The 10,495-nt window shown below is 44.9% G+C and carries 10 protein-coding genes; 5 read left to right on the top strand and 5 right to left on the bottom strand.

Annotated elements, in window-relative coordinates; genetic code table 11:
* Window positions 1-336 precede the first annotated feature (336 nt).
* The 5 genes from R7M72_RS15535 to cobT all read right to left on the bottom strand — a co-directional run bounded on the left by R7M72_RS15535 (window position 337) and on the right by cobT (window position 5,267).
* The gene (locus R7M72_RS15535) at window positions 337-2,133 is read right to left on the bottom strand and encodes a M3 family oligoendopeptidase (protein ID WP_054729866.1); all 1,797 of its coding nucleotides are present in this window, start codon (window positions 2,131-2,133) and stop codon (window positions 337-339) included.
* A 128-nt stretch (window positions 2,134-2,261) separates the two neighbouring features.
* Complete coding sequence (cobC, locus tag R7M72_RS15530; protein ID WP_005389801.1) at window positions 2,262-2,876, bottom strand: alpha-ribazole phosphatase; 615 nt, start codon at window positions 2,874-2,876, stop codon at window positions 2,262-2,264.
* 11 nt (window positions 2,877-2,887) lie between these two features.
* The gene (gene cobU / locus R7M72_RS15525) at window positions 2,888-3,421 is read right to left on the bottom strand and encodes a bifunctional adenosylcobinamide kinase/adenosylcobinamide-phosphate guanylyltransferase (RefSeq protein WP_053350418.1); all 534 of its coding nucleotides are present in this window, start codon (window positions 3,419-3,421) and stop codon (window positions 2,888-2,890) included.
* Window positions 3,418-4,224, bottom strand: a complete 807-nt coding sequence (locus R7M72_RS15520; protein WP_054576446.1) for an adenosylcobinamide-GDP ribazoletransferase — start codon at window positions 4,222-4,224, stop codon at window positions 3,418-3,420. Before R7M72_RS15520 ends, cobU begins: the two co-directional genes overlap by 4 nt.
* Window positions 4,224-5,267, bottom strand: coding sequence for a nicotinate-nucleotide--dimethylbenzimidazole phosphoribosyltransferase (gene cobT, locus R7M72_RS15515; protein WP_104979038.1), 1,044 nt, complete (start codon window positions 5,265-5,267; stop codon window positions 4,224-4,226). Before cobT ends, R7M72_RS15520 begins: the two co-directional genes overlap by 1 nt.
* 248 nt (window positions 5,268-5,515) lie before the next feature.
* On the opposite strand from cobT, the gene R7M72_RS15510 reads away from it, so the two are divergent.
* The 5 genes from R7M72_RS15510 (at window position 5,516) to R7M72_RS15490 (ending at window position 10,467) form a co-directional block, all read left to right on the top strand.
* Window positions 5,516-6,205 (top strand): NAD(P)H-binding protein, encoded by a 690-nt coding sequence (locus R7M72_RS15510; protein WP_318056240.1) that lies wholly within the window; start codon window positions 5,516-5,518, stop codon window positions 6,203-6,205.
* A gap of 200 nt (window positions 6,206-6,405) precedes the next feature.
* Complete coding sequence (locus R7M72_RS15505; protein WP_005377885.1) at window positions 6,406-7,779, top strand: L-cystine transporter; 1,374 nt, start codon at window positions 6,406-6,408, stop codon at window positions 7,777-7,779.
* 157 nt (window positions 7,780-7,936) lie between these two features.
* Window positions 7,937-9,358 carry an exodeoxyribonuclease I gene (gene sbcB / locus R7M72_RS15500; protein WP_104975258.1) on the top strand — a complete coding sequence of 474 codons (1,422 nt, stop codon included), beginning with the start codon at window positions 7,937-7,939 and terminating at the stop codon, window positions 9,356-9,358.
* Between the two features lie 55 nt (window positions 9,359-9,413).
* Window positions 9,414-9,788 carry a CidA/LrgA family protein gene (locus R7M72_RS15495; protein WP_005397786.1) on the top strand — a complete coding sequence of 125 codons (375 nt, stop codon included), beginning with the start codon at window positions 9,414-9,416 and terminating at the stop codon, window positions 9,786-9,788.
* A 1-nt stretch (window position 9,789) separates the two neighbouring features.
* On the top strand, window positions 9,790-10,467 hold the full coding sequence (locus R7M72_RS15490; protein WP_005377888.1) for an LrgB family protein: 678 nt from the start codon (window positions 9,790-9,792) through the stop codon (window positions 10,465-10,467).
* The last annotated feature ends 28 nt before the right edge of the window (window positions 10,468-10,495 follow it).

The following is a 10,495-nucleotide window of genomic DNA, read 5'->3' as shown; positions in this document are numbered from 1 at the left end:
ACATCAATATGAACATCTAACGTGTCAGTTAAAAACGATTGGCGAAAGAGAGACTTCGTCATGCGTTACTCCTTAATAGCACGGCGGATATGTTAATAAATTGTACAAAGGATTTTTGTTGCTGCGATCTCACTTATGAGTAGAAATCACTATTTCCCTCGAAAATCCGATGCCTTTTCGCGCCAGGCACTCAAATCAAGCATTGAGGCGTTTAATTTTCAAACAATTACAAAGTGTTAGGGCTGTGAACTTTACCACAGCCCTGATTAAGATCATTATGATTTGATCAAATTTTTGTAGCTATAAAGCAGATTATGCATCAACACTGCGAAAAACTTAGCCGCGCTGTGCGAGCAAACGCTCAAACTCATCGACTTTTTCACGCACTAGCTCAACACTCTGCTGCCAAAACGTTGGCTGGGTTAAATCCATCGACAGGTGCTTTTCGACGACATCTTCCGCCATCATGCAGCCTGTATCGCGCAGCAAATTGATGTAATCGGTGTAAAACGCTTCGCCTTTGTTTTCTCGCTGTGCATAGATACCCTTGCTAAACAAGAAACCAAATAGGTATGGGTAGTTATAAAAGCTCACGCTATCAATAGAAAAGTGCAGCTTGCTTGCCCAGAAGTACGGATCCGGTTCGCTCATTACGTCGCCATACCATTCTTTCCAAGTTTCTGACATCAACTCACAGAATTCATCTGCGGTTAACTCTCCATCCTGGCGGCGTTCATAGAACGATTTTTCAAACTCGTAGCGAACCGGAATGTTGATCATTAAAGCTAGCGCAGATGACAACTCTTCCCACAACATCTCGAGCTTTTCATCAACGCTCTCCGCTTTCGAAATCAAATGATCACGAACGATGTTTTCTGCAAAGATAGAGGCGGTTTCTGCTAACGTCATTGGGTAGTAAGTTTGGCAAAGTGGCAAATCACGAATAACCCAGTTATGGAACGCATGGCCAAGTTCATGTGCCAGAGTCATAAGGTCTGACCGACTGCCACTCCAAGTCATAAACACAAGTGGTGTTCGCGTTGCTGGCAGTTTGGTGCAGTATGCGCCAAGACGCTTGTTAGCATTTGGCGCGGCATCAATCCAACCATTTTGTACCATCAAACGGACAAACTCCGACATCTCAGGGTTTACTGTTTCAAATGCTTCACAAATAACATCAATCGCTTCATCAAAGTCGTAAACCTTCGCTTCACCGCTCAAAGCAGGCATAGCCGCCAGATGATTCCAAGGTTTCATCTCATCCAGACCATGTACTTGCGCCATCAATAAACCCGCTTTCTGACCAATAGCTCGACTGTCTTTGGCTACGGTCATCATCGCATTTAAAGTTTCAGCTTGGATTCGGCTACCATGCAAACTCGGCTCTAGGAAGTGAACTTCACGCTTCGTAGAACGCTTTTTGTTTTCAGTTAAGCGCCATCCTGCTAACGCATTCAAAATCGCAGCGAATGATTCTTGGTGCGTTTGCATTGCATCTTGTACGCCTCGCCACGCGGCTTCTTGACGCTCGAATTCAGAACCATAAAGAATGCTTGCCGCTTGAGAAAACCCAAGCTCTTCACTATTACCATCTGTGTACTCAAGCTTCACTTTCAATGAGCCAGTCAGGTTATCGTATAGGTTACCCCAAGCCGATTTGCCATCCACACTCATCGCAGCCAGTAACTGTTCTTCTGCGTTGCTAAGACGAGTATCCGCCAACTTTCTAGAATTCAAGATAGAAAAAGCTTGCCCACTGATATCAGGATTCTCATGGTCTAACACGCGCAAGATAAACTCTTCGTCGGCATGCGTTAGTGTCAAATCAAAGGGACTGAACGCTTGGGAAAGCTCCGAAAAGATGCGGGTCATTTTACCAAGTAACGATTTCGCTTCGGCGTTTGTTGCATCAACAGAAGCATAACAACTCGCAAAATTTGCAACTGTACCCGCTAAACGACTCGCGGCTTCATTGGTCAAAATCGCATTTTGCATGATCTCTACGTTGCCACAATCTGCTGATTGTTTATTCAAAAGATCAATACATTGTTCCACAAGAGCAATATCGTCTTGAATTCGTGGGTCAGAAAGGTCGTTATAAACGATGGACAAATCCCAACTCGGCGTTGTCATTTCTATATTTCCTTTTTATGTAACTGAGTCAATTTTCGCTTCCTGCACCTAGCAGATGGGCTTCCACTGACATCTTCCGTGACTATGCCCGTAAGCAATATCGTTCTGGGCATTTTAATATTTATAAATTAACGAGTTAAAAGAGGTACGCCAATCGAACGCACCGAGGCGTAAATTTGCTCATCTATGGTAACTGTTACATGCGTGACAGAAGCGTTTCCTATCGACAACGTCGAATACCACTTTGGGTTACGCCAATCTAACTCCAATACATGAGCAAGAATCATACGAATGACGCCACCATGCGTGACGATAAGTAGATTGTCATTGATATCGTTGATGATTTGAGACCAAACGCGACATATGCGCTCAGAAAATGTGCTTAAGCTCTCAGCATTCGGCAACGTATGTTGTGCTGGCGATTGCCAAAAAGCATCTAGCTTTTTCCACTGCTCAGTGAGCATATCAAAAGGCATACCATCAAAATCACCAAATGCCATCTCTTGTAAAGACTCATCCGTCATTACTGGTAATAATTGCTGTTCAGCAATGATGTTTGCCAGTTCTTGACAGCGTGAAAGCGGAGAAGAAATTATTCCACCCACACCTCGTCCACTCTCGGCCCAAGCCCGAGCAATACTCTCTTGATCAGCAGGCGTAACTTTTACATCTGTTTGGCCATGGAGTCCTGGTGGAGCGTCTACTTTTCCATGACGCACAAGATAGATATTGAGTGTTTTCATTTTGTTCCATCCTACTCTTTAAGAACCAACGGCAAACCAGCAGCAACAAAGGTAACGCGATGACAAACACTGGCTAGTTTTTGATTCATCCGTCCTGCATTATCCACAAAATAACGACTAACCGCCCCCAAAGGTACAATGCCCATTCCAACCTCGTTAGAGACGAATATTAACGTCGCATCTGAGCCACGCACAACCTGTATAAGCTTTTCAATTTCTGCTTCTAGCTTCTCATTGGAACATTCATCACCTAACTCAAATATCCAATTGTTGAGCCACAAGGTTAAACAGTCGACCAATACAACATCGGTGGTAGCGAAATTTGTCAGTAACTCAGATAAATGAAGGGGGCATTCATGCTCTTGCCACTCGCCCCCGCGTTGCTTTTGATGATGCGCTATTCGCTCTCGCATTTCTTGGTCAAATGGCAGCGCGGTTGCAACATAGTGTAATGATCGATGAGAAGCGACCGATAATTGCTTAGCTGTTTTTTCTGCCAAATGCGACTTCCCAGAGCGCGCGCCACCGAGTATCAATTGCTTCATGAGGAGTGATACAACCCAATCATAGTGAGATAAATAAGCAGTTCCGACAACTGTTGCGCTGCGCCAAGGCAATCCCCCGTAAAGCCGCCAATTCTCTTGGTTAACCAACGTTTGAACATCAAACGAAATACCACGAGAACAAGCGATATCAAGATCGCATCCGCGATACCAAGCACAAGCAATGTTACGCCACCAGTAAACAACAAAATGGAGACTTCTAGAGAAGACTGGCGACTTGCTAGCGGTTTACTTTTCGACGTATCACTGTCACTGACATAAGGCATGTCATAAATAAGCGTCGCTGCTAGTGCTCGGCTTGCGGTGTAAGCGACGACAATGACCAACCAAAAGTGCGGCAAGTTAGCCAGTTCACTCCAAAAAACATACTTAGCCAATAACGCCATAATGAGAGTGGCGGCACCATAAGTGCCAATACGACTGTCTTTCATAATAGAGAGGCGTCGCTCTACGGTCATGCCACCGCCAATGCCATCCGCCATATCGGTCAAGCCGTCTTCGTGAAAAGCCCCAGTTAACAATAAGCTAAACACCATCGTTAATACTATGGCAACCGACTCTGGGAAAAAAATTGAGGTGAGCGAGAATACCAAAGCGCAAAGTGCTCCAAGCACGAGACCAACTAACGCAAAGTAACGGCCTGCCTGATTCATGCGTTCTTCACTGTAAGGCAACGCTTGGGGCACGGGTAAGCGGCTAAAAAAACTGGTAGCTAATAGAAATAACTCCCACTGGTATCTTAACGATGACGGCGTGACTTTCTCAGAATTATCAGGGACTGACACTATACTGTAACTCCTGCACTCTCGAAGCTCGCCATTTTGTTGTAAAACTGAGCGGCAGCTTTTAACAAGGGTAAGGCAAGAGCGGCTCCTGTTCCCTCCCCTAGCCGTAAACCAAGGTCGAGCAGAGGTTCTGCTTTAAGATGTTCCAATACAAATTTATGTCCATTTTCTTCAGAGCGATGGGCAAACAACATGTATTCACGCGTTTCTTCGTCTAACAACGTCGCAATATAAGCCGCTACCGATACGATAAACCCATCCACTAAAACTGGAGTTTTAAGCCGCTTGGCTTCTAAAAAAGCGCCCACCATTTGTACGATTTCAAAACCTCCAACCTGTGCAAGAATCGCTTTAGTATCAAGACCTCGACATCGGTTTACCCCCTGTGCTACCAGTTTATATTTGCGGCTCAACTGCTGTTGATTGATTCCAGTGCCAACGCCAACACAATAATCAATATCTAATGAGCTCAGCGCCGATAACAGTGCTGAGGCCGAACTGGTATTACCGATGCCCATCTCACCGAACATCAAGAGGTTTGAACCATGCAAAATGGTTTGCTCAGCAATCTTCGCACCATATTCTAAACCTAGCGCCACTTGTTCTGGGGACATCGCGGATTGTTTAGAAAAATTAGCCGTACCGTTACCCAACCGTTGTTCAACCAAGTTGGGATGGGATTTAAATTCTGGAACAAGCACATCAATAGGAGCCAACATGCCGCAATCTATTACTTTGAGTTGAATGCCATTGATGTCGCAAAAACAGTTGATGGCTGCGCCGCCAGCGAGAAAGTTAGCCACCATTTGCTGAGTGACTTCGCTTGGCGCAATGCTCACCCCCTCCTCTGCAACGCCGTGATCTCCAGCAAATACCAGCATGCTTGGTTTGCAGATAGCGATGGAATCAACTGGCTGAGGTTTATTCTGACTTTGAATAAGAGCTAACTGCAGTGCCACCTTTTCCAATAAGCCTAAAGAACCGACGGGTTTGGTTTTGTTATCTATGCGTGCTTGTATCTCCGCAGCAAAAGAGTCATCCATTTTTTACGTTCCTTTGATGTTGTCTGGGTGAGAGGTGTTCTGTTGTTCAAGAGGTCTTGTTCAGCGACAGTTTTTGCGCGCCCACTATTGTATACACTTGCATCCAATTGGGGCAGCGCTAATCAAGTTTATCTCAGGATAGTCTGCCGAGTTCGCAGAGCGTCTCACCTTTCTTGCACGAGATTATAAGTAACTCGTTGAAATCCGCTACAATAGCTTAGACTATGTTCCCATATAGGAGAAAAGATATGGATAACAACACCTGCGCAATCATCGCCGGTGCAACTGGCTTAGTCGGTTCAAAAGTCATTACAAACCTCATAAATCAATCAGGTGTTGGTACCTTATATTATCTTTCTCGCCGCCCACTCGATGGCGTCCTAGATGCGGACAATAAGCTTGTTCCTCTCATTGATGCCGACCTTTCTATCCACCAATGGGATGATAACCAACCAACACCGACCATCGGCTTTATCTGTTTAGGCACAACCCTTAAGCAAGCAGGCAGTAAGGATAATTTACGTAGAGTAGATGTTGATCTGGTGCGTAAAGTCGCCCAACAGATGAAAACGATCGGAGTCAAACGCCTTGCGGTTGTTTCTAGCCTTGGTGCAAATAGTAAATCACCATCCCATTACTTAGCCTGTAAAGGACAAATGGAACAAAGAATCGAAGCTATGGGTTTTGAGGAAATCGTGTTTGTTCGCCCAGGCCCGCTTGTTGGTCAACGTCAAAGCCCAAGAACGGACGAGAAGTTAGTGCAAACTCTGTTTAAGGTAATTCGCCCACTCATGCTTGGCAAACTGTCCAACTTTTTACCTATTCGAGCGGAAGATGTCGCCAAAGCGATGATTTATCAACTTTTCAGTTATCAAGAAGACTCGGTGGTTTACTTACAAAGGCAAGAAATGCGTGACTTACTGCATCACTACGAATAACCATTTTGTACATTTAATGTGCTAATTCACACTCTCACGCGACTTAGATCTCGTTTTTATATTCATTTTAGATCTAGCTAATACCCGTTTGTCATTTTTAAAGTTATATCGCGAGCGTTATCTTACGCCCCATAAACAAATCCGTATAAAACCCCGTATAAAAAGCAACCGCCATTTCGGCAGGTTGATAAGGTCAGATTATGAATTTTGCAGTGATAGCCTCTCTAGCCGTCTTTGTTGGCATATTGTTCTTTCTATTTAACCAACAACAAAAGAAACACACACTCTCTCGTCTCGTTTTAATCGGTCTTGTTACTGGTTCTCTTTTTGGTCTTGCTTTGCAACTCATTCACGGTGAGGGCAACAGTGCTATTGCTCAAACACTTGAATGGGTAGGTATTGTAGGCAGTGGCTACGTTGGTCTACTGAAAATGGTCATCATGCCACTGGTGTTAGTGTCGATGATCTCTGCAGTTGTTAAATTAGAGAAAGGTGGATCATTGGGTAAAATTTCTGGCCTGACCATCTCTGTTCTTCTAGTAACGACTGCAATTGCTGCACTTATCGGTATCTTGGTGACAACAACATTTGGCCTGTCAGCAGAAGGGTTAACTGAAGGTGCTCGTGAAACCGCTCGTATCGCCGTTTTAGAAAGCCGTGCTGGTACAGTAAGTGACCTGACTATTCCTCAAATGCTAGTTAGCTTCATTCCAACCAACCCATTTGCTGATCTAACAGGTGCTCGCTCGACCTCAATTATCGCTGTCGTTATCTTCGGCGTGTTAACTGGTATCGCCGCTCGTAAAGTGATGATGGAAAAAGCAGAGTTGGAATCACCGATTCGTACTTTCGTAGAAGCTGCTCAATCTATCGTTATGCGATTAGTGAAGATGATCATGGCCCTAACGCCATACGGCATCGCAGCACTGATGGCAAAAGTGGTTGCGACATCAAGCGCAGGCGACATCTTAAACCTACTTGGCTTTATTGTGGCGTCTTATGTTGCTATCGCACTGATGTTTGTTGTTCACGGCGTATTAGTCTCTTTTGTCGGCGTTAGCCCTGCGGAATACTTTAAGAAAATCTGGCCTGTACTGACCTTCGCGTTTACATCTCGTAGCTCAGCAGCAACGATCCCACTAAACGTAGAAGCGCAAATCACGAAGCTTAACGTTCCACCAGCAATTGCAAACCTATCAGCATCGTTTGGTGCCACTATCGGCCAAAACGGATGTGCAGGTATCTACCCTGCAATGCTGGCAGTGATGGTAGCTCCGACAATGGGCATCAACCCACTGGATCTGCACTTTATCCTGTCATTGATTGCGATTATCACCATCAGTTCATTTGGTATCGCTGGTGTGGGTGGCGGCGCGACGTTTGCAGCATTGATTGTTCTTCCTGCAATGGGCTTGCCTGTGACCATCGCGGCGCTGCTTATCTCTATTGAACCATTGATTGACATGGCACGTACCGCACTAAACGTTTCAGGTTCAATGACTGCGGGTACAATTGCTAGCCGAGTGCTGAAGTCACCAGAAAGTGAAGCAACATTGGAAGAAACACGAGCATAGAACTCAAATTCCTTCCAAAGCGATAAAACATAAAATATCAAGCCGATGGTTCGCCATCGGCTTTTTTCATTTTCAAAAATTCAACTTGCATCTTTCGTTGCTAGTCAAGGCGTTGAATGGTCTAATACTGTCATCGGTTTTGTAAACGGTAAGCAGAATGCACCAAGATAATCAGCCCACTTTTTTCTTCTTTGATTATGAGACATGGGGAACCAACCCCGCGAAAGATCGCCCAAGCCAGTTTGCTGGTGTTCGTACAGATGAAAACTTTAATATCATCGGCGAGCCTTTAGTCATGTACTGTCAACCACCGGCTGATTATCTTCCGTCTCCTGAAGCTGCGCTTATTACTGGTATTACTCCGCAAAAAACGGTTCAAGAAGGCCTTTCTGAGCCAGAGTTTATCGCTAAGATTCACACTGAACTCGCGAGACCAAATACCACCAGTTTAGGCTACAACAGCATTCGCTTTGATGACGAAGTGACCCGTTATACTTGTTATCGCAACTTTATCGAACCATACGCATGGAGTTGGCAAAACGGTAACTCACGTTGGGATTTACTCGATGTACTACGCGCGTGCCATGCCCTTCGCCCAGAAGGCGTAGAATGGCCAGAAAACGAAGATGGCTTCACTAGCTTTAAATTAGAACACTTGTCTGTGGCTAACGGCATAGAACATAGTAACGCGCACGATGCCATGGCAGATGTGATTGCGACTATCGAAATGGCAAAGAAAGTAAAAGCAGCGCAACCAAAATTGTTTGATTACTTTTTTTCTATGCGCCAAAAGCGCAAGCTCAATGATTTAGTCGACATCGTCAACATGACACCGTTGATGCACGTTTCAGGCATGCTAGGGCGCGAATGTCAGTACACTAGCTGGATTGTGCCTGTTGCTTGGCATCCAACCAATAATAACGCTGTTATCACCATCGATTTAGCGAAAGACCCTCAACCTATTCTTGAGCTATCCGCAGAAGAGCTGCACGAAAGACTCTACACTAAGCGCGAAGATCTTGGTGAATTGCTACCAGTGCCAGTTAAACTAGTTCATTTGAACAAATGCCCTATTCTCGCCCCTGCAAAAACGTTAACGGCGGAAAACGCAGAAAACATCGGCATTGATCGTCAGAAGTGTCTCGATAATTTGGCAATACTTCGCCAGCACCCTGAGATTCGAGAAAAACTAATCGGCTTGTTCTCTATCGAACGTCAATTTGAAAAAAGCGATGATGTGGACACTCAACTTTACGACGGATTCTTCTCTCCGGCCGATCGCGCAGCCATGGATATCATTCGAGAAACCGACCCGAACAATCTTGCCGCATTGGACATTGAATTTGATGACAAGCGCATTAAACCTCTATTGTTCCGCTATCGTGCGCGTAACTTCCCAGGCACATTAGACGAGCAAGAACAAAGACGCTGGGCATTACACTGTCGAGAAGTGTTTGAAAGCCAAATTGAAGAGTACATGCTGAATTTAGAAAACTTAGTTCACGAACATGAAAGTGACGAAAAGAAGATTGCGATATTAAAATCCGTGTACCGTTATGTAGAGAGCTTAGCTTCTTAACTCCTCCTAATACAAGCGCACCTTATGGTGTGCTTGTTGTTTATATACTGTCAAAATGATTAAAGAACGATTCTTACAACTGATCCAACTGCTCATTTCAATCTTCCTCATCATGGGGGCACTTGGCATCGGAATTACCATTCAAAAGTTCACTGGCGTTTCCGTCCCAGGAAGTGTCATCGGTATGCTCGTACTGTTTTTCTCTATGACTCTTGGGCTTGTAAAGGTCGATTGGGTCAAACCGGGCGCCACGCTATTTATCCGCTACATGATTTTGTTGTTCGTTCCTATTAGCGTGGGATTAATGCAACATTTCGATATGCTACTCGCTAATGCCCTCCCTATCATTGCTAGCGCAGTTGGAGGCTCACTCATTGTACTAGTCAGCCTCGCTTGGCTGCTGGACTACTTGCTAAAGGAGAAGCACTGATATGTGGTTAGTTGTTACCATTGCGGTTTTTCTTGTCGCGCGCCAAATCGCAATCAAAGTGAATAATCCTCTAGCAAATCCTTTGCTGATCAGTATTGCAGTGCTCATTCCTTTGCTTACTTACTTAAATGTACCGTTTGAAACGTATTATGCGGATAACGAAGGGATCAGTTTTTTACTTCAACCAGCCGTAGTTGCTCTGGCTTACCCGCTATATGAACAACTACCACAGATTAAAGCAAACTGGCGAATCATCACTTTTGCTTGCACAGTAGGCAGTGTGATGTCGATGATGACAACCACCTTGATCGCAGTCGCTTTCAAAGCAGATATCAGTTTAATCGCAAGTCTAGTGGGTAAATCCGTCACTACGCCAATAGCAATGGAAATTTCGAGTCACCTCGGTGGTGAAGCTGCCGTTGCGGCGATCTTGGTTCTGATTGTTGGTTTATTGGGCGCGATTTTGGCATACCCAATTTACAACTTAATTGGAATTAAACACCCGATTGCACGTGGTCTGACAATGGGTACAGTCTCTCATGCCTTAGGCACCGCTACTTGTGCAGAGAAACAGCCCATAGATGCCGCGTTCTCATCACTCGCATTGGTTTTATGTGGGATCATAACTTCTATTTTGGCTCCAAGTTTTTTTGCTTTGGCGGTCTGGCTATATCAATAGTTAAGCGCTCTCGGTCTGCCCTCCTTCC

Origin of the sequence: Vibrio sp. YT-18 (assembly GCF_033337345.1) — a bacterium.
Classification (GTDB): domain Bacteria; phylum Pseudomonadota; class Gammaproteobacteria; order Enterobacterales; family Vibrionaceae; genus Vibrio; species Vibrio alginolyticus.
Note: the sequence above shows the minus strand (reverse complement) of the source record. Positions and strands in the feature narration are given on the sequence as shown.

Bases quoted from the DNA above. Each gene is read 5' to 3' on its own strand.
- R7M72_RS15535 (WP_054729866.1), bottom strand. From the start codon at position 2,133: ATGACAACGCCGAGTTGGGATTTGTCCATCGTTTATAACGACCTTTCT.
- cobC (WP_005389801.1), bottom strand. From the start codon at position 2,876: ATGAAAACACTCAATATCTATCTTGTGCGTCATGGAAAAGTAGACGCT.
- cobU (WP_053350418.1), bottom strand. From the start codon at position 3,421: ATGAAGCAATTGATACTCGGTGGCGCGCGCTCTGGGAAGTCGCATTTG.
- cobT (WP_104979038.1), bottom strand. From the start codon at position 5,267: ATGGATGACTCTTTTGCTGCGGAGATACAAGCACGCATAGATAACAAA.
- R7M72_RS15510 (WP_318056240.1), top strand. From the start codon at position 5,516: ATGGATAACAACACCTGCGCAATCATCGCCGGTGCAACTGGCTTAGTC.
- R7M72_RS15505 (WP_005377885.1), top strand. From the start codon at position 6,406: ATGAATTTTGCAGTGATAGCCTCTCTAGCCGTCTTTGTTGGCATATTG.
- sbcB (WP_104975258.1), top strand. From the start codon at position 7,937: ATGCACCAAGATAATCAGCCCACTTTTTTCTTCTTTGATTATGAGACA.
- R7M72_RS15495 (WP_005397786.1), top strand. From the start codon at position 9,414: ATGATTAAAGAACGATTCTTACAACTGATCCAACTGCTCATTTCAATC.
- R7M72_RS15490 (WP_005377888.1), top strand. From the start codon at position 9,790: ATGTGGTTAGTTGTTACCATTGCGGTTTTTCTTGTCGCGCGCCAAATC.